Annotated in this window: 21 protein-coding genes and 3 pseudogenes; 15 read left to right on the forward strand and 9 right to left on the reverse strand. The window is 66.6% G+C overall.

Annotated features, from left to right (window positions below):
* Window positions 1-13: 13 nt before the first annotated feature.
* The gene (locus BLU27_RS31200; protein ID WP_092652944.1) at window positions 14-700 is read left to right on the forward strand and encodes a G5 domain-containing protein; all 687 of its coding nucleotides are present in this window, start codon (window positions 14-16) and stop codon (window positions 698-700) included.
* 135 nt (window positions 701-835) lie between these two features.
* Window positions 836-1261: a phytanoyl-CoA dioxygenase family protein gene (locus BLU27_RS10915; RefSeq protein WP_197681772.1), complete on the forward strand. Its 426-nt coding sequence runs from the start codon at window positions 836-838 to the stop codon at window positions 1259-1261.
* A gap of 97 nt (window positions 1262-1358) precedes the next feature.
* Here BLU27_RS10915 and BLU27_RS10920 read toward each other — a convergent pair whose 3' ends face one another.
* Window positions 1359-2261 carry a Gfo/Idh/MocA family protein gene (locus tag BLU27_RS10920; protein WP_092657546.1) on the reverse strand — a complete coding sequence of 301 codons (903 nt, stop codon included), beginning with the start codon at window positions 2259-2261 and terminating at the stop codon, window positions 1359-1361.
* A gap of 243 nt (window positions 2262-2504) precedes the next feature.
* Between BLU27_RS10920 and BLU27_RS28935 the strand changes: the two genes are divergently transcribed.
* The 7 genes and pseudogenes from BLU27_RS28935 (at window position 2505) to BLU27_RS10955 (ending at window position 8138) form a co-directional block, all read left to right on the forward strand.
* The gene (locus tag BLU27_RS28935; protein WP_157728412.1) at window positions 2505-2795 is read left to right on the forward strand and encodes a hypothetical protein; all 291 of its coding nucleotides are present in this window, start codon (window positions 2505-2507) and stop codon (window positions 2793-2795) included.
* 45 nt (window positions 2796-2840) lie between these two features.
* Window positions 2841-3164, forward strand: coding sequence for a carboxymuconolactone decarboxylase family protein (locus BLU27_RS10930; RefSeq protein WP_092652948.1), 324 nt, complete (start codon window positions 2841-2843; stop codon window positions 3162-3164).
* A gap of 31 nt (window positions 3165-3195) precedes the next feature.
* The gene (locus tag BLU27_RS10935) at window positions 3196-3942 is read left to right on the forward strand and encodes an SDR family oxidoreductase (RefSeq protein WP_092652950.1); all 747 of its coding nucleotides are present in this window, start codon (window positions 3196-3198) and stop codon (window positions 3940-3942) included.
* A gap of 152 nt (window positions 3943-4094) precedes the next feature.
* Window positions 4095-4358 (forward strand): hypothetical protein, encoded by a 264-nt coding sequence (locus BLU27_RS29835; protein WP_197681773.1) that lies wholly within the window; start codon window positions 4095-4097, stop codon window positions 4356-4358.
* 334 nt (window positions 4359-4692) lie between these two features.
* Window positions 4693-4992 (forward strand): hypothetical protein, encoded by a 300-nt coding sequence (locus BLU27_RS10945; protein WP_092652954.1) that lies wholly within the window; start codon window positions 4693-4695, stop codon window positions 4990-4992.
* Between the two features lie 15 nt (window positions 4993-5007).
* A pseudogene (locus tag BLU27_RS31205) lies at window positions 5008-5742 on the forward strand (transposase).
* Window positions 5743-6308: 566 nt separating this feature from the next.
* Window positions 6309-8138 carry a glycoside hydrolase family 15 protein gene (locus tag BLU27_RS10955; RefSeq protein WP_092652956.1) on the forward strand — a complete coding sequence of 610 codons (1830 nt, stop codon included), beginning with the start codon at window positions 6309-6311 and terminating at the stop codon, window positions 8136-8138.
* Between the two features lie 54 nt (window positions 8139-8192).
* Here BLU27_RS10955 and BLU27_RS31210 read toward each other — a convergent pair whose 3' ends face one another.
* Window positions 8193-8639, reverse strand: a complete 447-nt coding sequence (locus BLU27_RS31210; protein WP_422386086.1) for an MBL fold metallo-hydrolase — start codon at window positions 8637-8639, stop codon at window positions 8193-8195.
* A complete protein-coding gene (locus BLU27_RS30995; protein ID WP_338417598.1) occupies window positions 8572-9057 on the reverse strand; it encodes an FAD-dependent oxidoreductase in 486 nt (161 codons plus the stop codon). Before BLU27_RS30995 ends, BLU27_RS31210 begins: the two co-directional genes overlap by 68 nt.
* Window positions 9058-9472: 415 nt before the next feature.
* Between BLU27_RS30995 and BLU27_RS10975 the strand changes: the two genes are divergently transcribed.
* Together BLU27_RS10975 and BLU27_RS10980 are read left to right on the forward strand one after the other, a co-directional pair.
* The gene (locus BLU27_RS10975; RefSeq protein WP_092652958.1) at window positions 9473-10081 is read left to right on the forward strand and encodes a hypothetical protein; all 609 of its coding nucleotides are present in this window, start codon (window positions 9473-9475) and stop codon (window positions 10079-10081) included.
* 138 nt (window positions 10082-10219) lie between these two features.
* Complete coding sequence (locus BLU27_RS10980; protein ID WP_092657548.1) at window positions 10220-10597, forward strand: VOC family protein; 378 nt, start codon at window positions 10220-10222, stop codon at window positions 10595-10597.
* 347 nt (window positions 10598-10944) lie between these two features.
* Here the strand turns inward: BLU27_RS10980 and BLU27_RS10985 are convergent, their stop codons facing one another.
* Window positions 10945-13731 carry a bifunctional YncE family protein/alkaline phosphatase family protein gene (locus BLU27_RS10985; RefSeq protein ID WP_092652960.1) on the reverse strand — a complete coding sequence of 929 codons (2787 nt, stop codon included), beginning with the start codon at window positions 13729-13731 and terminating at the stop codon, window positions 10945-10947.
* 268 nt (window positions 13732-13999) lie between these two features.
* The gene (locus BLU27_RS10990; protein WP_157728414.1) at window positions 14000-15031 is read right to left on the reverse strand and encodes a lamin tail domain-containing protein; all 1032 of its coding nucleotides are present in this window, start codon (window positions 15029-15031) and stop codon (window positions 14000-14002) included.
* A gap of 149 nt (window positions 15032-15180) precedes the next feature.
* On the opposite strand from BLU27_RS10990, the gene BLU27_RS28945 reads away from it, so the two are divergent.
* The 3 genes and pseudogenes from BLU27_RS28945 to BLU27_RS28950 form a co-directional block, all read left to right on the forward strand.
* The gene (locus BLU27_RS28945) at window positions 15181-15726 is read left to right on the forward strand and encodes an ABC transporter permease family protein (RefSeq protein ID WP_157728416.1); all 546 of its coding nucleotides are present in this window, start codon (window positions 15181-15183) and stop codon (window positions 15724-15726) included.
* A 4-nt stretch (window positions 15727-15730) separates the two neighbouring features.
* Complete coding sequence (locus tag BLU27_RS11000) at window positions 15731-17137, forward strand: sulfatase (protein ID WP_092652966.1); 1407 nt, start codon at window positions 15731-15733, stop codon at window positions 17135-17137.
* Between the two features lie 27 nt (window positions 17138-17164).
* A pseudogene (locus BLU27_RS28950) lies at window positions 17165-17364 on the forward strand (ISL3 family transposase); the annotation flags it as partial.
* On the opposite strand, the pseudogene BLU27_RS29840 reads toward BLU27_RS28950, so the two are convergent.
* Window positions 17356-17424 (reverse strand): annotated as a pseudogene (locus BLU27_RS29840) (dihydrofolate reductase); the annotation flags it as partial. The pseudogenes BLU27_RS28950 and BLU27_RS29840 overlap by 9 nt on opposite strands.
* Window positions 17425-17746: 322 nt before the next feature.
* On the opposite strand from BLU27_RS29840, the gene BLU27_RS11010 reads away from it, so the two are divergent.
* Window positions 17747-18940, forward strand: coding sequence for a zinc-dependent alcohol dehydrogenase (locus BLU27_RS11010; protein ID WP_092652968.1), 1194 nt, complete (start codon window positions 17747-17749; stop codon window positions 18938-18940).
* Between the two features lie 147 nt (window positions 18941-19087).
* Here BLU27_RS11010 and BLU27_RS11015 read toward each other — a convergent pair whose 3' ends face one another.
* From BLU27_RS11015 to BLU27_RS11030, 3 genes are all read right to left on the reverse strand, one after another.
* Entirely contained in the window at window positions 19088-20050 is a 963-nt protein-coding gene (locus tag BLU27_RS11015) for a hypothetical protein (RefSeq protein ID WP_157728418.1), read from the reverse strand.
* Window positions 20051-20303: 253 nt separating this feature from the next.
* Window positions 20304-20894, reverse strand: a complete 591-nt coding sequence (locus BLU27_RS11025) for a SigE family RNA polymerase sigma factor (protein ID WP_241827908.1) — start codon at window positions 20892-20894, stop codon at window positions 20304-20306.
* Between the two features lie 160 nt (window positions 20895-21054).
* The gene (locus tag BLU27_RS11030) at window positions 21055-21621 is read right to left on the reverse strand and encodes a dihydrofolate reductase family protein (RefSeq protein WP_092652974.1); all 567 of its coding nucleotides are present in this window, start codon (window positions 21619-21621) and stop codon (window positions 21055-21057) included.
* Window positions 21622-21960: the final 339 nt, after the last annotated feature.

Consider the following 21960-nt stretch of genomic DNA (forward strand, 5'->3'; position numbering starts at 1 on the left):
ACGGGGGATTTGTATGGAACGCGTCAAGACACTGGGAAACTGCGGGCGACGACCTAGGCTGGGACATGTCGTCGCCCTAACTGCGTTGTTGTTTCTGTGCGGGGGCACGGCCGCTTGTGGTGCTGAGCAGAAAAACGACGCTGTATCCTCGGCTACACCCTCCAACACTGCAACGCCGTCTCACACGCCGTCACAAACGCCGTCACAAACCCCAACTCCCACCTCAACACCGTCCCCGGCGGCTCTCACTCAGGGCACGCCGTCGCCGACACCCACTACCGTCTACCGGGTCGTACGCACGACTGAAACCATCCCCTATGAGTCGCGGACCGTAAACTCTGCGGCCCTTAAAAAGGGGACCATTAGGCTAAAGCAGAACGGCCGGAATGGGCTCCGGACCAAGGTGTTTCGAATTGCTGTAAGAGGTGGCGTCGAGGTCGGGAGAACGCTTGTGAACACCACGGTGCGAGAGCCTGTCACCCAGGTAACACTCCGCGGCACACGGGTCCCTCGTCCCGCCCCACAACCCAAATCTGCGTGTGATCCTAATTACACAGGCGCTTGCGTGCCAATCGCCAGCGATGTCGACTGCGGTGGAGGCAGCGGCAACGGCCCCGCGTACGTATATGGCACCGTGAAGGTCGTCGGCACAGACATCTACGACCTCGACCGCGATGGTGATGGATATGGGTGTGACTAGTTGTACTGCCCACACAGGTTGGTCACGGGGAGACACGAGCTCGATGATCTGGAATGGGTGAGGACCTCCGGGTGAGGTGTCGAGCTGCCACAGCTATCCACACCAGGCGTCGTCCTGCAGGCGAGCTGGAACACGATGCAACCCGCGCACGGCGGGACGGGCGGTTGGCACCAGGACGGTTCGGGTGCGTACGACTTCGGCAAGCTCGGTTACCCGGTGGCGCTGATCCAGTTGTGGGTGTCGTTCCTGCTGGCGGACCAGACGCGACCGGGCACCGGGAACATGGAGTTGATCCCCGGCAGCCACCGCAGCTCGGTACCGTTGCCCGCCGACATCCGGGCGGCTCGTGGGGACACGCCGATCGGGCACGTGATCTGTGCGCCGACCGGGTCGGTGCTTGTGTTCCACAACGGTGTCTGGCACCGGACGTACCGCCACGACGGGGACCGGGACCGCTTCACCGCGCACTACGTCTACAGCCCGCCATGGGTACGCCCGGCCGACCGGTTCACGAACTCGGGCGGCTTCCTGGAACGCACCACACCCATGCGCGGGCTTTGATGGGCGAGTTCGAACGGCCCGACGCACCCTACGGCGCCGGCTACGACCCACTGCCGTTCGGCTGACCGGCCGATCCTGCCGGGGCCCTTCCCGCGCGTCACACCTGCCGGAGGAGGTCCGTCTCCGCGTTGTCGAGAACCTGTTGCAGGTGAAGACCCCGGCGTACGTCGAGCTCGGGTGAGGCGTGGTTCTCGACCGCCGTCGCGAACTCGTCGTACATCGTCTTGAACGCGTCCTGGTCCACACCCGTCAGGCAGTCGACGTCGGCCGCCCCACCCGGGCCGAACACCTCGACCTCGGCACGGTTCGACACGTGGGCGTGGCCGTCCGCGCGGTGTTCGATGTGCGCGTACAGCGACGCCTCGCTGAAGTGCCCGCCCTCGTGCTCGAGCATGATCCCGACCCAGCCGCCGGGGTCACCGTGCGCACGTACCGCGAGCACCCGGCCGAGTGCCGCGTCGAGGAGATCCACAAGATCGGTTCCGTACGCCCTCAGCACACCGCGCTCCACCTGCCAGAGGCTTGCCCATCGTGGATCGGCGAGCACGCCGGAGATCACCCGTCCGCTGCCGCCCTGCGGCCTGGCACGTGGAGCGGTGAAGGTCAGGAACTCCCGCACCGCGACGGCGTAGCGCCATGTCAACGCCAGTTGGGAGACGACGCGGGTGGTGGCCACCGCGTCCGCCACCTGCTCGGCTCCGGCGAGGTCGCCGCCCAGGGGCTTCTCCAGCAGAAGAGCCTTGCCGGCGTGTGCCGTGCTCACGGCGAGGTCGGCCTGCACCGCCGGGGGCACGGCGAACGCGACCGCATCGCAGTCTCGGAGGAAGTCGGCGTAGCGGGTGTATGCCGACGTCCCGGTGCGCTCGGCGAGGTTCTGGATCAGTGCGGGCGAACGCCCCCAAACTCCAGCCAACCGCACCTTCGGACAGCCCGCGATGGCCGGGGCATGAATCCCGGCGGCTCGGCGCCCCGCTCCCGCGAGGCCGACGGCCACGACCACCACTTCACTCTACGAGCGTGGGCGGGAACCGCGAGCACCGCGCCCAGCACGTCGGGCCGGGGTGCGGACTCGTCCCTGCTCTCCTGCAGTACCAGGGCGCGAGCACCACCGCGGCGACGCCCAACGGCGCGAGGATGAAGAAGCGCCAGGGCCGGCCAAGCGATGCGGTCAACACTCCGCCCAGCACCAGTCCGGCCACCATGTCGGCGTCCAATTGGGTGGCCTTCCCGTACGTGCGCTCGAGTGGGATTCGCGCGACGCTGGTATTGCCGCTGGCGCTCGGCGACACCAGCATTTGGCACCGCTTCCGTCCTCGCGGTGAGGGCGGACAGCTTCACTGAACGCAACATCCAACTTGCCCAAGCAGTCGTCGAGCTTGCGGCTATCGGCATGTATCAGGCCAGCCGTGCGCAGCAGGGATGGCTGGGCCCGCGAGCTCGACTCAGCCCAAGCGAGTTCGACGAGATCGACCAGCGGTCCGCGGCCCTGACCGTGACCGGCGCCCGCGGCAGCGGCCACGAAAGCTACCGCTGATCCACCCGGTGTGCTCATCCGCCGTCACCAGGGAAGGAAACCAACGTGTCTGACGACAACCTGACAGCCACCCAACGTCTGGTCGGGGACTCCGCCCCGAAGCTGGCCGCGCTCACCGACGACATCTTGTTCGGCCACGTGTGGGAACGCGCCAAGCTGTCGAAGCGGGACCGCAGTCTGGTCACGGTGGCCAGCCTGGTCACTTCCGGCTGCACCGATCAGCTCGTCGCTCATCTGCGCCGGGCGAAGGACAACGGCCTCACCGAGGACGAGCTGAAGGAGGCGATCATCCATCTCGCCTTCTACGCCGGCTGGCCGAAGGCCATGTCGGCCGTCCAGATAGCCAAGAAGGTCTTCGCCGACAACTGACTCGGCACGTCCAAGTAGACAGGAACCTCTCATGGTTGACGACCACGCCGCCGGCCCAGGCGCCGGCCAGGTCGCTGTGATCACCGGTGCGTCGTCCGGGATCGGCGCCGCGACGGCTCGTGCCCTCACCGCTCAGGGCTACCGGGTGGCGCTGCTGGCCCGTCGCGTCGACCGCCTCGAGCAGCTGGCGACTGAACTCGGCAGCGGGACCCTGGCGATCGCCGCCGACGTCACCGACCGCGATGCCCTGCTAGCGGCAGCGGACCGTGTCCAGCGGGAACTGGGCGGGGCCGACGTGCTGGTCAACAACGCGGGCGTGATGTTGCTCGGCCCCTTCGGGTCCGAGCAACGCGAAGAGGCACGGCGGATGGTCGAGGTCAACCTGCTCGGCGCGATGACCGCCACCGAGGTGTTCCTGCCGCAGCTGCGCCAGGGCGGTGGAGACCTGGTGAACATCTCCTCCGTCGCCGGCCGGACCGCCCGCGCCGGGAACGCTGCCTACGCCGCCACCAAGTGGGGTATGAACGGCTGGTCGGAGGCACTGCGGCAAGAGCTGCAGCCGGACATCCGCGTCACCGTGATCGAGCCCGGCGCGGTCGCCACCGAACTCACCGATCACATCACCGATCCCTCCACCAAGCAGAACACCGAACAGTTCTACGCCCAGCTGGCCATCACCGCCGAGGACGTCGCCGATGTGATCGCGTTCGCGGTCACCCGCCCCCGCCGGATGACACTCAACGAGATCCTGATCCGGCCGACCGCTCAACCCGGCTGACGAGCGACGCCCCAGCCGACCCGAAGGACCCAGCTGAGACGTCTGCTAGTGCCATCGGCTCTGTTGGGGACGGCAGATCGCGTTCCTCAGCCGCGCCCTGACGCTGATCCTGGTCACCCTTTACGGCGCCACCCGCCGTGGAGGTCGGCTGGGTGCTCGCGATCTACAACGCCAGGGGCTTCGTCGCCTCCCTGCTGCTCCCCGCCTACGCCGCCAAGAAGCCAAGAAGTACGACTACCTCGGCCCATGCTGGCCTGTGGCGTTTGACGCTGCTTCTCGCCGTCGTCCTGGCGACGGTCACCTCGCTCCCGCCGGCCACCATCGCACTGGTCGTGATCGGCGGACCCGCCGGCGTCGGCAGCTCGATGCTGTACGCCCACCTACGCCACTCCGGAGCCCGGCCCGCCGAGGGCTGATGCTCGCTCCAGGCGTCCCTGCCGTCGAGCACGTACCGTCCGTGCTCGATCAACTCCCGGGCCCGCACGTACCCGCACTCGTTCAGCGTGACCGCCATGCGTCGTCACCGTCCCGATGAGCCCGTAGACTGCGGTCAAGCACACGCTGGCGGCCGGACGGCGGGCAAGGCCGAAAGCCCTGTCCTTTTCGGGTCGACCGGACCGCCCACATCCCGGGCCGCGGTCGTGAACCCGGCTCCCCGGATCGGTCGTGAGCCCGGGGTTTCCGCGTCGAAGGAATAACAACGGCCGCGGGCTGGGGCAGCACAGGGAAATCGGCGGAAGGAATGGCGCCGTGAAAAGGATCATCGAGTTCGACTCGGCCCCACCGGGATGGTACGCACGCTGGCGGATGAGCCATGAGGTCACCCGATCGTCCCCGCTGACCGTCTGGGCGTTGGTGGAGGACTCCGACTCCGGCGCCACACAGGTCGTCGGCGTCGACGCCCTCGGCCAGTGGCAGGGCAGCCTGGAGAATGAGCCCGGCTGGGACTTCGTGCGTTACTTCTACCTGCCCGTCGACGCCGGGCAGCCGGACGACCTGTTCAGCCCGGCGCAGACCGAGATGGAGCGGGTGCCGCACCCCCAACGGTGACTGGTGTCCTGAGTCATTACTGATGACGAGCGGGTGCAGTTGCAGGCGTGGTCGCGTCGGCCGTCCTCGGCTCAGGCTCTGGCTACGCGGTCGCGGGTCGTGCTGGCCTGTGTGCAAGGGCCTGATGAATCGAACGGTCAGATCGCTTGCGGGGCTCGGGATCTCGCGTCGCCGACGCCGATGTGGAGCGAGTGATCACCACGACCCTGGAGGCCACACCCAGGGACGCCACGCACTGGTCGACGCGGTCCCTGGCCGCGGAGGTCGGTCTGTCGAAGGATCCGCAGTTCATCGCTAAAGTCTGCGACGTCGTCGGCCTGTATCTGGACCCGCCCGAACGTGCGGTCGTGTTGTGTGTCGATGAGAAGAGCCAGATCCAGGCCCTGGACCGCACCGCGCCGGTGCTGCCGATGCTGCCGGGCACCCCGGCCCGTGCCAGCCACGACTACGTGCGAGCCGGCACGTCCAGCCTCTACGCCGCTTTGGATCTGACCACCGGCAAAGTGATCGGCAGCCTGCATGCCCGCCACCGGGCGATCGAACCTGGTCGAACGCTGGTTCGGTGAGCTGACAGCGAAGAAGCTGCAACGCGGGACCCACCGCAGCGTCCGCGCTCCCAAAAAGACATCCGCGACTGGATCGGGACCTGGAACAACGAACCCCGCCCATACGTAAGGACCAAGACCCGCCGACCAGATCCTCGACTCCATCGCACGCTACTGCACACGCATTAACGACTCAGGACACTAGACCTTCCGGAGCACTAGACGCATGGGTGGCCGCTCCGCGTGGGTGGTTGCGGGCCGGGGTCTCGCTCGCGCAGATTCCCCGCGACCCGCATGTGCCAATGCCCAAGAGGTCGATGGTGGACTCCGCCGACGTCTGCGCCGGTCGGGGCACGACATATCACCATTAGCCGTCTGTGGCCCGTCTCTCGGACAAACAACCAGGCTCGACCGGCCGGCAGGGATAGGAATGAACCCGGGTAAACCCGGCAACGCCGTAGCTTCGTGGCTTCCGCGCTAGCGTCGACTGAGGGGAACTCGCGGACTACGTGCTGCGCGTCGATCGCGTCGCCTTGTCGAGCGGCAGGGCCTGAAGCGGAGGCACTCGGAGGGATGGGTGGCGAACGTGGCTATGCCCTTCGCGACGCTGATGGGGCAGGTGGCGGCGGGCTATGGAAATGACCGACGAGTCGCTCGTACGACAACATTCCACCAGCGTGCTCTGCGTCACCTGCGGCTTATGAGTCGGTCGAGGCACAAACCCGCTTGGCGCCTACCGCGAACCGGGGCTTTCCAAAAGGGAGGACAGCGATGGAAACCTTCGTGAGCGATTCCCGTGCCACCGCAGATTATCTTCCGATTGCCGACCATGGCGTGATCGGCGACCTGCGTACGTGTGCGCTGGTTGGTACGGACGGGACGATCGACTGGTATTGCTGCCCACGCTTTGATTCGCCGAGCGTATTCGCCTCGATCCTCGATGCTCGGCGCGGAGGAAGGTTCGCGCTGCACCCGGAAGACGTGATCAGGTCCAAGCAGCTGTATTTTCCGGATACCAATATCTTGATCACGCGCTTCTTCACGGCCGGTGGTGTGGCCGAGGTTCAGGACTTCATGCCGATCATGGGGGATGTCAGGGAGGTGGAGCGGCACCGGCTGGTTCGTCGTGTCGTGTGCACACGGGGCAGCGTGCCCTTTGTGGTCGAGGTTGCGCCCCGCTTCGACTACGGGCGCGAGCAGCACAAGCTTCGTTTCGAAGGCGGGCACGCCGTCTTCGAGGGGGAGTCGCTGACTCTGGCGCTGTCAGCCACGGTCCGGCTGGACCAATCCGATCAGGATGTCACCGCACGGTTCGTGTTGCGTGAGGGCGAGACCGCACCCTTCGTCCTTGACAGGCTGACCAGCAGCATCGTGCCGCGCGTCTGCCCCACGCGGGAGGCCGAGATGTTGTTTCGTCAAACCGTGCAGTTCTGGCGGAGTTGGCTCGCCCAATCGCGCTATGCCGGGCGCTGGCGGGAGGTCGTACACCGCTCTGCGCTGGTGCTGAAACTGCTGACCTACGCCCCTACAGGAGCTATCGTCGCGGCGGCCACGACGAGTCTTCCGGAGAAGCTCGGAGGAGAACGCAACTGGGACTACCGCCATACCTGGCTCAGAGACGCCGCCTTCTCGGTCTACGCATTGCTCCGCCTCGGGTTCACCCAGGAGGCACAGGCATTCATGGGCTGGCTCGGCGACCGGCTTCGAGACCATCGCGGTCCGGGGGCCGAGCCACTGCAGATCATGTACGGCATCGACGGGCGTGCAGACCTGGCAGAGTCAGAACTAACTCATCTGCAGGGGTACCGCGGGTCAGCACCGGTCCGCATCGGGAACAGTGCCGCCGCACAGCGCCAGCTTGACATCTACGGTGAACTCATCGATTCGGTCTACCTCTACAACAAGTACGGTGAGCCGATCGGGATCGACCTGTGGGACGATCTCACCAGAACCGTCGACTGGCTGTGCGAGCACTGGGACCAAGCCGACGAGGGAATCTGGGAGACCCGCGGAGGACCCAAGCATTTTACGTACACCCGCGTACTGTCATGGGTGGCGATCGAACGCGCGATCAGAATCGCCCGGCAGCGCGGCCTCCCGGCCAACGAGCCCCACTGGGCGAGGCAGCGCGACGCGATCTACCGGCAGGTTCTGTCCAATGGTTGGTCGAGAGACCGGCAGGCATTCGTTCAACACTATGAGGACGATGTGCTCGACGCGTCGCTGCTCATCATGCCGCTGGTCAAGTTCGTCGCCCCCACAGACTCTCGCTGGCTGGCCACGCTGGATGCCATCTCCAGCGACCTCGTCTCGGACTCGCTCGTGTACCGCTACGATCCCGATGCCAGCCCCGATGGTCTGCGCGGACATGAAGGCACCATGTCGCTGTGTAGCTTCTGGTACGTCGAGGCGCTCGCCCGAGCCGGAAGAGTCGAAGACGCCCGCCTGGTGTTCGACAAGATGCTCACCTACGCCAATCACCTCGGGCTGTACTCCGAACAGATCGGCACCACCGGCGAACAGCTCGGCAACTTCCCACAAGCCTTCACCCACCTCGCGCTGATCAGCGCCGCGTACAACCTCGACCGCGCCCTCAAATAGCCCTTCGGACAGCTGACCCCGCTGCGCCGAGAGCAAGGCACTGCGTGTTGCGTCTCACCGCCATGCCGCCCACTCATTCACGGTGAACCGGTCGCCGAGACGTCGCACTTCGACCGCGCCCTGCCCGGGGAAATGCGCGGGGAACAGCAGGGCACCTCGGTCCGCTGCCTCACCCAGCACGCGGCGGCGACTGTCCCGTGCGCGGGCTCGTCCTCGTCGAAGGTGGAGCAATCGTTTGGGCGTCGACGGTGTAGTGGTCGCCCTCCCACAGCACAACCTGCCCGGACAGGTGCACGGGGCGACGCTGTCTTCGAAGACATTGGCCATCCGGAGGCCGGAGCGGGTCCGGTGTCCATTGGCCGGGTTCCAGTAGTCGAAGTGGGCGCGTGAGATGACGTACTGGGCGGTGGGGAAGGTCGGTCGCCACTCTCCCTCAGCCGTCAGGCAGGTGTTCCAGCCAACGTGGTCGCCGTGGACGTGGGTGCAGATCACCGTGTCCACATCCGGCGGGCGGACACCGGCTGCTGCCAGCTCGTCGAGGTAGTGGGTGTGCAGATGGTGGAATGACGGCATGGCGGGCGCTCTGTTTGGGCAGCGGTGGGCGGTCGTAGGGCTGATACGGCTCGTCACCGATCATCGTCAGCGGCCCCGTGAACCTCTCTCTACGTAAGGTCTTCGCAGCGGCCAGACCTGCCAGTGAGGCTCCCACGATCACGATCACGATCACGATTACGATCCGACCGGACCGGCGAAACGCCCCCATTGCCGCGTCTCGGTAGCTCGCCGGGTCCGGGCCCGCCGTCCGTGGCGACGGCACAGATCGCGACACCGGCGTCTTGGACGGCGGCACAGCCGACACCCCCGCCGGTGAAGCATCCCCGCCGTCCAGCCGGTCGACCGCACCGCCTGCACTGGACATGCCGCCGCTGCCCGCAGTACCCGCTCCCGCTGACCATCGTCAGGTTCCGGGTCGTGTTACGAGTGCCTCCTCGCCTCGCATCCGGAAGACATCAGGGGCGAGGAAGGCACACTGCGCATACCCCTGGCGGGTGAGGTTCACGAAACACGCACGACTCGCCTGTCCTGACCCACCGTCTCAACGCATTCCGTGGGCGGGCAAGTGTTCAGCGTCCGTCTGGACGACCTTGCAGCCAAGTGCCCAAAGTCCATTGGGTTCCCGCGGACTGGCAACAGAGGGAGGTCACGTCGACCAAGCACGATGAACCGGATGACGTGATTTGACGCCGCCGGACCGCTGCGCTGCACCAGTGCAGCACTTCTGGCCGGCGTAGTGTCGGAGTAGTCGCACGTCGCGAAGCGCCAAAGAGGTAAGCGTGTTCATCGAGGTCATTCAGGGGCACGTCACGAATCCGGGAGCCCTCCGAGCCTCAGTGGAGCGTTGGGTTGAGTATCTCGCGCCGCGCGCCGAGGGATGGCTCGGCTCGACATCTGGTGTGGCGGCTGACGGGACGGCGATCGCGTTGGCGATGTTCGATTCCGAGGCGGCGGCCCTGGCGACGAACAAACAAGCCGATCAGGCAGCTTGGAGACGTGCGGCTGAGGTGCTCTTCACGGGAGGTGTGAGCGTTCACAACTGCAGCGATGTGATGACGATGCTCATCGGTTACCCCGACGAAGCTGGTTTCGTTCAGGTTCTGCAATGTAGGGTCGCGAACCCGGACAGGTGGCAAGCGCTGGTTGCCCAAAGCGAAGCAGTGCTGCGCAGGGAACGGCCCGAGATCCTCGGCACGGTAATCGCCGTTCATGATGACGACCCGGCCAGGATCACCGAGGCCGTGTACTTCACCAGCGAGTTCGAAGCCCGAGTCGGTGAGCAGAAGGCATTGCTCTCACCCGAAGTCAGCAGAGTGTTCCACGACATGAGGACAGACCTGACCTACATCGATATCCACGAGCCATGGCTGCACCGGCTGCCCATGTAAACCGAATGGTTCATCGCTGCTGGCATCATTTCACGTCAACCCTTGAGGTCAGATGACCGGTCAGCCACTGGCATCAACACTGGCTGGCGCGACGCGCGAAACGAGCGCGACACTGTGGTGGTGAGGAAGGAGATCGTCATGACCGTCCAGCTCAACCACACCATCGTCCGTTGTTCTGACAAGCACGCCTCTGCCAGCTTCTACGCCGACATCCTCGGTCTCCCGCAGCCGACCGCCTTTGGACCGTTCATCGTCGTGCAGGTCGACAACGATGTGTCGCTCGATTTCGCCGACGACCACGGAGAGCCGCATCCGCAGCACTACGCCTTCCTGGTCTCCGAGCAGGAGTTCGACGCCATCCATGCCCGTATCCGGGAGCGTGGACTCACCTGGTGGGCCGACCCCGCGCACAAGGTCGAGGGGGAGATCAACACGAACGACGGTGGCCGCGGACTGTACTGGGATGACCCGGACGGCCACCGCCTGGAGATCATCACGGTTCCTTACGGCGGTTGACAGACGTCAAGGACGCCAAGAAGCCCGAAGGGGAAGAGCAGCAAGGACGCGCGGCTTGTTCGTGTGCCCAGGTGATCAGGTTGTCTCGGCCAAATTTGGGGGCGAGGTGGTAGATGTCAGCGAAGTCGCGTCCTTCTGCCCGGCCGTAGAGGGCGAGGGTCCTGCGGGCTGCGAGATCGCGCTCGGCGAGGGTGGGGCCGAGAACAGTGTGTTGGGTTGGTTGGTCGGGTGGTGAGTCGCGCGCCAAGTCGGGACCAGCCACCGACGAGCAAAGGCCCGCCGGGCATCGCCCGGCGGGCCTTTGCGGTGCTACAGGGGTCGTGCTGGGCACTGCGTCAGCATCGAGGTCAGTCGACGTCGGCGGAGGGGATGGCGGCGCCCGGAACGTCGTCCGGGAGGTAGATCTTGGCGTCACCCGGGTAGGGCAGGTCCCAGTTGTGGGTCTGGTACCAGACGTAGCGGTTCATCTGCTCCGGGTGCGCGAAGTCGGCACGCGGGGTCTTGCCGCTGAAGTGCTGCTTCTTGGCCCACTTCTCCCACTCGACCGAGGCCGAGACCTGCGCCGGGGCGACCCTCGGAGCCGCCGGAGCGTTGGCCACCGTGTCGAGACCGCAGGCGGGCGGGGTCGCGACGTTCTCGGTCAGCGGGATCTGGTTCGGACGAGCGGTGAACGGCGTGAAGTCGGGCTTCGAGGTGAATGCGTCGAACATCGGCGTCGCTGCGGCGAGCTTCTGGTTCAGCGGCTCGGCACCGAGGATCTGCTGGATGGTGCGGATCATGCTGATCTGCGAGTAGTAGGTCGAGACGGTCTTGTCGTGCACCGCGTACGGGCTGATGACCTGGATCGGGGCGCGGTGGCCGTCGACGTGGTCCGGGCCGTTCTGGCTGTCGTCCTCGACCACGAAGATCGCGGAGTCCTTCCAGTACTTGCTGTGCGAGATGGTCTCGACGATCTTGCCGACCGCGAGGTCACCGTCGGCGACCTGGGCGCGTGGGTCGGGTGCACCGCCGGTGTGGTCGCTGGACAGCCAGAACATGTTGAGGTTGGCGGGGCCGAACTTCTCGAACTCCTGCTTCCAGATCAGGTAGCGGTAGATGTCGGGGATGTTCGTGTCGAACATCGGGGCGTCGTGGTTCGAGATCTCGTTGAGCGACGGGATCGGCGACTGCTGGTTGACGCGGATCGACGGGTCGATGAGCTGGGCGGGGTCGCCGCCATCCATCACGCTCGTCGCGGCGCAGTAGTACTTCTGCCACGTCGCACCGGCCGGCTTGTTCACGTAGTAGGAGAACTCGCCGAAGTTGCGGGCCGTCTTGCCGGCATCCTTGACCGAGGTCCACAGGAAGCCGGAGCGCTGGTGGCCGAGGACGTCGTTCTCGGTGTCGTAGGAGCGGGTGTACTCGCCGGCGCTGGACTCGGTGTACTCGGGGTTGTCACCCTGCATGAGCCAGTTGTGGCCCTCGGCAGAGTTCGTGCCCACGTCGTAGGTGTTGTCGTAGAGGCCGAACTGGCGCGCCAGCGCGTGCGTGTTCGGCGTCACCTTCTCACCGAACTGGGCAAGCGTCGGGTCGCCATTGCCCTCCGGCATGTCGCCGTGGACCTGGTCGTAGGTCCGGTTCTCCTTGACGATCAGGAAGACGTGCTTGATGGCCGACGGGTCACCGATGCGCTTGGGCACGGCGACGGCGGATGTCTGGTTGCCGTTGACGTTCGCGTGCTTGACGTCGGTGTCGCCAGGGCCCCAGCCGTTCTGCTCGAAGACCCGGGGGGTGAGTTTTGTCTTGATGTCGACGTCGCTCGGCAGGGTGAAGCGGGTCAGCGAGGCGGTCGTGGCGTGGGTGCCGTGACCGGTCGCCGGGGTGGTGCCGAAGCCCGCGTTGAAGGTGAGCTCCGGGCCGCGGGCGTCGATGCCGCGACGGTTCGCAACGACGACCTGCCCGTCGACCGAGAAGACGTCCTCGGGGTAGAAGTCCGTCGGGACGAGGCCGACGAAGCTGACCGGGTCGAGGGCACGCTCGCCGAGCTTGTATACGGCGACCGCGTTCGCGCGACCGAGGGTCACCAGGAGGCGTCCGTCGACAACCGTCATGCCGGTCGGCTCGTAGCCGACTTCGGAGCTCTGCCACGGCTTGGTCTCGATGGTCTGGACGACCTTGCCGATCGTGGTGTCGACGACCGAGATGGTGTCGTCGTTGGTGTTCGCCACGTAGAGGGCGGTGCCGTTGACGTACATCGCGGTGGGGTGGAGGCCCACCGGGATGGACGTGACGGCGGCACCGGCGTCGGCGGTGTCGATGACGCTGAGCAGGCCGTTCGTGGAGTTGCCCAGGTAGGCGTCGGCCGGAACGTCGGTGCCGTACGACGGGATCGTCGTCTCACCGGCCCGGGCCCTACGGCCGCCCTCGTCGGAGACGTAGAGCTTGGTGCCGACGAACTTCAGCTGACGCGGCGCGATGCCGACGTTCCACGTGTGCGTGATCGTGCCCGCGGCGGGGTCGATCGCGACGACGGTGTTCTGACCGTTGACGGCGGCGTACAGGGTGGTGCCGTCGGGCGAGAAGGTCAGGCCCGCGGTCAGAGCCTGGCGGCTCGGATTCGCGGCCGTCGGGATGGTGATCTTCGTGGGGGCCGACAGCGTGCCGTCGGCGGCGACCACGAAGCGGGTCATGCCGGTGGCGTTCGGCATGAACAGGAACTTGCCGTCGGGTGAGTAGGTCGGGCCCTCCTGGCCGACGGTGTTGTCCGCCAGACGGAGGTCGACGCCGGCCGCGGTGCCACCGCGCCAGATGAGCTTGTAGCTCTGCAGATCGAAGATCTGCAGCGAGACCGAGCGGTCGTTCGCCGTGGCGGCCAGGAAACGGCCGTCGGGGCTGACGGTGGAGCCCATGAACTTGCCGTACTCGGTGACCAGACGGTCACCGATCGGCTTGATGATCTGGTTGGAGGAGATCTGGAGGCCGTTGGCGTACTCCGTGCCGACCAGGTTCTCACCGAAGCCCGTCGTCGCGCCGTAGGCGACGCCGCTGCCGGCGACCGCCAGGGCGGCTGTGCCGGCGAGGGTGAGTCGGACCTTGCGGCCGAAGAGTCCGCGGCGCGGGGCCGTGGGTCTCTTACGCTGTCGCGTGACCTGCATGGGGGATGCTTCCCTTCTCAGTTTGCGTGGGAGTGCGGATCGAGCAGTCGAAGAAAGACCCTCGAGCTGCCGGAGCGGGTCGGTACGCCGAGCAGTGGTGTGCGACCCGGAAGAAGGCGTCCTCGAGTCCATCTCCGTCGGCGACGTACCGCCCGGATGCGTGACGTCGAGCTGGTCGATGGCGGAGCCGACTGCGCGCCGGGTGCCGCCACGAGCCGCCTGTGCAAGCGTGCTGTCGGCGAAGGACTGGCTGCGTGGAACTACCGGCTCAGTGGTTGCCCTTGACGGCGCCGACCGGGGCGGTCGGGTACGAGGTCTCGGTGTAGAAGTCGCCCTGGTAGTGGCCGGTGACGGTCACGGTGATGAGCGTCCCGCGCAGCTTGCCGTCGATCTTCAGTGACGGGCCAGTCGCGCCGGGGAGCGGCTTCTCGTCGGCGTACCACTGGATGTCCAGGCCCGGGTCAGCCGGCGACCAGGTGCCCGGGTCGACCGTCAGGGTCTTGCCGACCGAGGGACTGCCGGAGATGACCGGGGTCGGGTACTCCGGAACCGGGGTCGGCGTGGGAGTCGGGGTCGGGCTGGGCGTCAAGCCGAGCTGCTCGGGCGTGACCTTGCCCGGGCTGCCTTCGGCCTCCATCAGGTGCGCGGCAGCCGTGCTGCCCGCCGCCGGGACGACCAGGTGGGCCGAGACGCCGGGCGTGGTGGACGAGCGCGCCCCGTAGTAGGAGGAGCTCACGATCTGGCCGGTGGGCGTGACCAGCGCCAGGATGCGGTCGCCGGTGTTGGCCATCCCGTTCTGGCCCTCCACCTTGTAGATCGGCGCCGTGGCCGGCACGTCACCGTAGTAGCTGCGGAAGTTCGCCTCGTCCAGGACGTAGGTGTTCAGGCTCGCGCTTGAGGTGTATTCGATCCAGAAGACGGCGCTGCCGTGGGCCGGGATGGTCGCGTTGAGCGGGCCCGCTGCGACCGCGTTGCCGGCGACGCCGTCCGTCAGCGCGAACTTCGCGGCCGTCGCAGGCGTCGTGCCCGCCCCGTAGCTGATCTGGAGACCCTCGGCCGCGAGGTTGATGGCCGCACCTGTGGTGTTGGTGACCTCGAAGAACTCGTGGTTGTCGTCGCCCGGGTCGTCAGGGTGGATCTCGGAGATGAAGAGATCCTGTGCCGTAGGTACGACGGCGGCCGCGTTCGGGCCGGCGCTGACGGCATCGTCCGCGAATGCGGCGCCGATGCCGACGAGGGCCGCGGTCGCGATGGCGGTTGCCGCAGCGACGGCGCCGAGCGCGGTCCGGCGAGGGGACATGGGCGGGTCCTTCCGTTGGGGGTGCCAACGAAGGCTGATCGCGCGGCATGACCGTCGGGGTGCAACTTCCTGACTAGTAGATAGAGGAACGATGAAATGTCTTAACCGTCCGTTCGGCGCGCACCGCCCGTGCTGTACCGCCACCACGCGTGCGGCAGCGCCGGGCAGACGTGGATGCTCGGCGTACGAACTCGGCGCCGACGACGCTTTGGTACTCGAAGCACTTCGAGGCGCGGACAAGGCCGGCATCAACTGCCGACTACCAGGTGCCGGTCGGCAAGCCTGCTACAACACAGCCCGGTCCGACCTACTGCGACCCTGCCCAGTACACGACGGTGACGGGCGACGCGTGGAGTGAACGTCTGCGGCGTATTTGTGGCCCCAACAGCCGCGGAGCGCAAAGCTGCTGGTCAGCTAGCAGTTGGGACCTTCTTGCATGGCCGGCCGTCGCGGCCGTAGCCGTCTTCGCCTTCCAGGGCGCCTGGAACGACTTCCTGTGGCCCTTGGTGATGACCAAGAGCAACGACGTGCAGACGGTTCAACTGGGACTTACGGTGTTCATCCAACAGAACACGACCCAGTGGTCGCTTCTCATGGCGTCGGTGATCGTGATCAGCATCCCGGTTGTGGTCTTGTTCCTGTTCGGCCAGCGCACGTTCCAGGAAGGCGTCGCCGCAGGCGCGGTGAAGGAGTGACGACATGAACCAAGCGTCCTTGCGGCCGAACATCGTGTTCGTCCTGATCGACGACCTCGGCTGGGCTGATCTCGGCTGCTACGGGTCGACGTTCTACGAGACGCCGCACCTGGACCGTCTCGCGGCGGCCGGGGCTCGGTTCACCGACGCCTACGCGGCTGCTCCGGTGTGCTCGCCGACGCGGGCCAGCATCATGAGCGGCAAGTATCCGGCGCGGGTGGGTGTGACGCAGTGGATCGGCGGCCACGCGGTGGGACGGCTGCGGGATGTGCCGTACTTCCGCGAGCTGCCGATGGAGGAGTACTCCCTGGCCCGGGCCCTGCGTGACGGCGGGTACCAGACGTGGCATGTCGGTAAGTGGCATCTGGGTGAGCGGCGTACGTGGCCGGATCGGCACGGGTTCGACGTCAACGTGGGCGGCTGTGGTCTGGGGCATCCGCCGAGTTATGTGAGTCCGTACGGCATACCGACGCTGCCGGACGGTCCGCCCGGTGAGTATCTCACCGACCGGCTGACCGACGAGGCGATCAAGCTCGTGGAGAACGCGGGCGAGCAGCCGTTCTTCCTCAACCTGTGGCACTACGCCGTGCACACACCGATCCAGGCGCCCGAGGATCTGGTGGGGAGGTACGAGCAGAAGGCGAAGACGCTCGGACTGGACGAGATCGACGCCATCAAGCCTGGTGAGCCGATGCCGACCTGGCACCAGCGCCACCAGCACGTGCAGCGGCGGGTCGTGCAGTCCGACCCGGGCTACGCGGCTATGGTCGAGAACCTCGACGCCAACATCGGACGGCTGCTGGATGCCCTGGACCGTACCGGCAAGGCGGACAACACCCTTGTGGTCTTCACCTCCGACAACGGCGGGCTCGCCACATCGGAGGGATCGCCGACCTGCAACGCTCCGCTGGCCGAGGGCAAGGGCTGGATGTACGACGGCGGCCTGCGCGTCCCGTTGATCGTCCGCTGGCCCGGCACAGTCGAGCCGAACAACGTGCTGCCCGACCTGGTCACGAGCCCGGACTTCTACCCGACGTTCCTGGACGCCGCAGGCATACCCCGACCGGCGCAGATGCACGAACTGGACGGGCAGTCCATCCTTGCGGCACTGACAGAAGGCCACGCCGAGGACAGGCCGATCTTCTGGCACTACCCGCACTACGGCAACCAGGGAGGCACCCCAGGTGCTGCGATTCGCGAGGGCGACTGGAAGCTGGTCAGGTTCTTCGAGGACAACCACATCGAGCTCTACAACCTCGTCGACGACATCGCCGAGACCCACGACCTCGCAGACACCAAGCCCGGTGTGGCGGCCAGACTGAACGCCAAGCTCGGACACTGGCTCGAAGACGTCCAGGCGAGGATCCCCGCCCCAAACCCCGTCAGCGCCTACGCCGACCTACCCGGCTGACAACGCTCGACGTATACGTCGCGGCGTGAGCCCGCCTCCGCGACTCGGGCGGCTGGGACGAGGTTGCCCGGCTGCCGTCGCGGCCGTAAGAACGACCCGCTCTACCGCGCCCGGCGAACCTGCACACCCGTGCCGACCTGCTCACCGACAAGCAGGCCGCCCGACTCACGGCCCTGTTCACCATCGATGTGCACGTCGAGGTCGAGGCCACCTGGGGCATCTACGAAGTGAAACGGCGCCTCGGGGTCCCAGCCCTTGGGTTCCGGCCGGTGCGTCACGACGGCAATGGCGGGCCCGCCCCAAACCTGCTCCACCGTCACCGGCCGGTCACACAGCTCGGCCGCGGGCATCGGCAGGAACGGCGCCAGCCCCCACGGCTTGAAGTGCACGCCGACGGACCGGGTCCGGAGTGGGTAGCCGAACTCCAACGGCGTCCTCGACGGGGCGCCCTCGATGGGGGCGCCCTCGACGGGGCGCTGTCGCCGGACGAGTTGCGGCCGTACCGGGCTGGGCTGTCGTAGTGCCGGTGGTCAGCTGTGACATCCGTCCCGTGAGTCCCGGCTGCGAGGTAGCTAGGTTCGCGGTAGGGAGCAAGGCTTTGGGGGAGCCATGAGAGCAGTTGCATGGCACGGCAGGAGGGACGTTCGCGTCGACAAAGTGCCAGACCCGAAGATTGAGGAGCCTACAGACGCGATCGTACGAGTTACGACAGCAGGGATTTGTGGCTCGGATCTGCATGTGTACGAAGTTCTCGGCCGCCCGTTCATGGAGGAGGGCGACATTCTGGGCCACGAGACCATCGGAGTCGTCGAAGAGGTAGGACGCGAAGTAGGTCACATAAAGCCCGGCGATCGGGTAGTGATCCCTTTCAACATTTCCTGCGGGCATTGCTTCATGTGCGACCGCCAGCTCTACACACAGTGCGAGACGACCCAGGTCCGAGCGCAGGAAAAGGGTGCCGCGCTGTTCGGTTACACCAGGCTGTACGGCACCATCCCAGGGGGCCAGGCTGAGTATCTCCGCGTCCCTCAGGCGCACTTCGGGCCGATAAAGGTGCCCCATGGTCCGTCGGAGGAGCGGTTCGTCTATCTCTCCGACGTATTGCCGACGGCGTGGCAGGCAGTTGCGTACGCCGATGTGCCTCCCGGAGGGAGCGTCGTGGTTTTCGGCCTCGGTCCGATCGGGCAGATGTGTGCGCGCGTTGCTCGCCATGCCGGGGTGGAGAAGGTCTTCGGTGTCGACCTCGTTCCTGAGCGGCTGGAACTTGCTCGCCGGCACGGCGTGGAGGTTCTGGACCTTGGCAACCATGACGACATCAGCGACTCGTTGCGCGCCCTGACCGACGGACGTGGGCCCGATAGCGCCATCGACGCGGTTGGCATGGAAGCCCATGGTGCCTCGGTGGTCAAGCTGACCCAGCAACTCGTCGGGTTGCTACCGGGCCCGATGGCGATGTTGATGATCGAGAGGGCCGGCGTCGACCGGCTCAGTGCGTTGTACGCGGCGCTCGATGCCGTACGACGGGGCGGAACGGTCTCGATTACCGGTGTCTACACCGGAATGATCGATCCGCTTCCACTGATGGAGATCTTCGACAAGCAAATCCAGCTGCGTATGGGGCAGGCGAACGTCAAAAGGTGGATTGAGCCACTCATGCCCTTGGTGACCGGCGACAGCGATCCCCTCGGCGTCGAGGACCTGGCCACCCACCGGTTGCCGCTCGCCAGGGCGCCGTACGGCTACGAGATCTTCCAACGGAAGCGGGAGGGCGCCATCAAGGTACTGCTGGAACCCTCGCCATGAGCGAGACGTCAGGCGCGCCGATGCGTGACAAGGGCTGGTGATAGTGAGCCTCGACGGATCGACGTGTCCGTGGGTCGGCAGTCGTTCCGTCTGGGCCTTTGTTCGACGACCCTGCGCCTATCCAGCCAGCCTGCAGGGGTTCCGTCCTCAGGGCCGGAGGGAGAAGAACAACGGACACTCGGCGTCCGGGCCGGGAACCGGAACTGTCGCCAGCTCGATGGACCCTCTCGTGTCCGTCCGTACGACGGCCCATTCGCCCTCGTCGTAGACCGTGGCCAGGACGTGTCTGTCGTCCTCCCACGTCATGGCATTGATGTGGACCATGTCCCGGTCCTGCTTCTGGTAGTGGGCCACCACAGCACCGGTCTTCGCGTCCAGGATCGCAAGAGTGCCGAAGCCGATCCCGTCCCGGTGGGCGTCGGTCGCGAGGATGTACCGCCCGTCGGGGCTGAACTGCTCGAAGCTGAAGTCGCAGGTGCTCCAGAGCTGAGCGAACCCGTCGGCGCGGACCACTGCCGAACAGGAGCCGTTGTCCGACCTGTCCGTGGCCCCCGCGATCAGCCCGTGTTCGGTGGCATCCGAGGCGCCGAGGAGGCCTGGGACCCTCTCGGAGCCGGCCACCGTGGCGACGAAGACTTCCGGCCGCTCGCCGTCGGTCCCGTAGACAACGGCCGAGTCCGACAGGAAGCCGACGGGAGTGGCATCGGCCGGGACCGGGACGCGGAGCTTGCCCGCCTCCGATCCCAGAGTTGGTGCCACGACGAGCTGGGTCGTACGGTTCGTCGACTCCGCAGCCGTCACGTAGGCGACCTGGGAGCCGGACGCGTTCACGACGGCGCCGGCGCCGGGCTGGCCACGCAGCAGGTCTCCGTGAGCGTCGAGGAAGTTCAGGCGCGGACCGTTCTCGTCGTACGAACCTGCGAGCCAGCCCTGGGCGTACGGCGTGATCCAGCTGAACCGACCGTCGAGCGTCAGGCCTCGCGCGTCCGGAGTGATCAGCTCCGACCCGTCGAGGTAGCCGATGCGGGGGGCCGCGCCCCGGTCCAGACCGTCGAGGCTGAGCCGCACCGTGTCGTCGGAGGGGCGTTCCGTCGTAGAGGTCGTGGACAACGTGGTTCTCGGGGGGCGGCCACGGTGGGGTCGTCGGTCGGCCCCTCGACGATGCCGAGTCCGAGGCCCAACGTCATCACTACCGGAACGGTAACGGCCGCGACCACGGCGGCGACCGTGCCGCCCACCAGGGCGCGGCGGCGCTGCATCCGGCGGGCGCGTCGCTTGACCGCGGCAAGGTCGATCGAGGAGTCCCCGACCTCCTGGGAGCGTACGTCCAGCTCCCTGACCAGCAGGTCCTTGTCGAAGCCGCTCATCGCTCCTCCTCCCGATCCTTCGCGAGCATGGGTTGGGTGTGTACCCGCTGGCGCATCGCAGCGAGCGCTCGGCTTGCCTGGGACTTCACCGTCCCGACGGAGATGCCGAGAATCTCGGCGATCTCCGCCTCACTGAGGTCCTCGTAGTAGCGCAGCACGATCACCGCGCGCTGTCTGCGCGGCAGCGTCTGCACGAACTCCCACAGCGCGGATCTCTCGCCGTGGTCGTGCTGGTCGGTGACAGACCCGTGTTCGGGCACCTCGCCGGTGGTGAACTCCTTGCGTCGCCAGGCAAGGCGCCACAGGGAGTTGTTCTCGTTGACCAGGATCTTCCGAACGTATCCGTCCAGATGCTCCCGTCGTCGTACCTTGTCCCAGGAGAGGTAGAGCTTTGCGAGCGCGGTCTGCACCAGGTCTTCGGCGCTGTGTCGTTCTCCGGTGAGCAGGTAGGCGGTACGGAGCAGGCTGGACTGTCGCGCGGCCATGTATGCCTCGAACTCCGCGTCCTTGACGTCCTTCGCCGACCGGCGTGCCTCAGCTTCCACGGCTCCGACCACTCCGGATTCGATCACACCCAACGCGCTCACCGTCTCCTCGGGGCATTCCTGCCACCAAGACGCGAGTCCCCCGACATCGGTTGCAGGAACGCGGGCCCCGGCCAGCCACGGGATCCTTGGATGGCCCAGCCCGAGCCCGAGCCCGAGCCCGAGCTCGCGCTCGAGCCCGCGCCGATCCGAGGCCGGGTATTCAGCGCCTGGTCTGGTACCTGGTCAGGAGCACGCCGCCGGGAAACGTCCGGGTCTCCACCAGGTTCAGGTTCACCCAGTTGTCCAGAGCTGTGAAGAACGGCGTCCCGCCGCCCACCAGGACCGGGTGGGTGACGATCGCGTACTCGTCGATCAGCCCGGCCCGCATGGCTGCCGCGGCGAGGGTGGCGCCGGCGATGTCCATGGGACCGCCATCCTCGGTCTTGAGCCGGGTGATCTCGGTGACAGCGTCGCCGGTGACCAGGCGGGCGTTCCAGTCGACAGCGCTGGTCGTGGAGGAGAACACCACCTTCGGCATGTCGCGCCAGCGGCGGGCGTACTCGATGTGCGCCGGTGTGGCGCCGGGCTGCTGGTCGGCGGTCGGCCAGTGGGAGCTCATCATCTCCCACAGTCTGCGGCCGTACAGCGCCAGGCCCGTCGCCCCCACTCGGTCCGACCACCACTGGAACAGTTCGTCGCTCGGCACGCTCCAGCCGAGGTCGTCGCCGGGCGCGGCGATGTAGCCGTCCAGGCTCAGGCTCATGCCAAAGGTCAGGTACCGCGTCATCTCATCACTTCCTTGTCCCGGCGGCCTCCTCCGGCCAACCTCTCACCCCTGCTACGAACGCCTCGCACCGGATCCGACAGGCTGCCGGCAGAAAGTTCTCTTCGCGTCACGGCGTCGCTTTCCGCCGCCGACGGCACCACCCTGGCCGATCCGGACCCCAACCGGCCGGAGCAACGCTCACAGTGCCCTATGTAATGACGGGCTGACGAGGGGCCGGTGCATGCGGCAGGGTCCTACAGATCTCGACGGCACCAGTGCCGGATGAAAGACAGGGCCACGCATCGCACATTCCTGAGCGTGAGATCCGTACGACCTTTACGGCTCACGCAAGTTTGGTCC

Source organism: Actinopolymorpha singaporensis, from assembly GCF_900104745.1.
Taxonomy (GTDB): Bacteria; Actinomycetota; Actinomycetes; order Propionibacteriales; family Actinopolymorphaceae; genus Actinopolymorpha; species Actinopolymorpha singaporensis.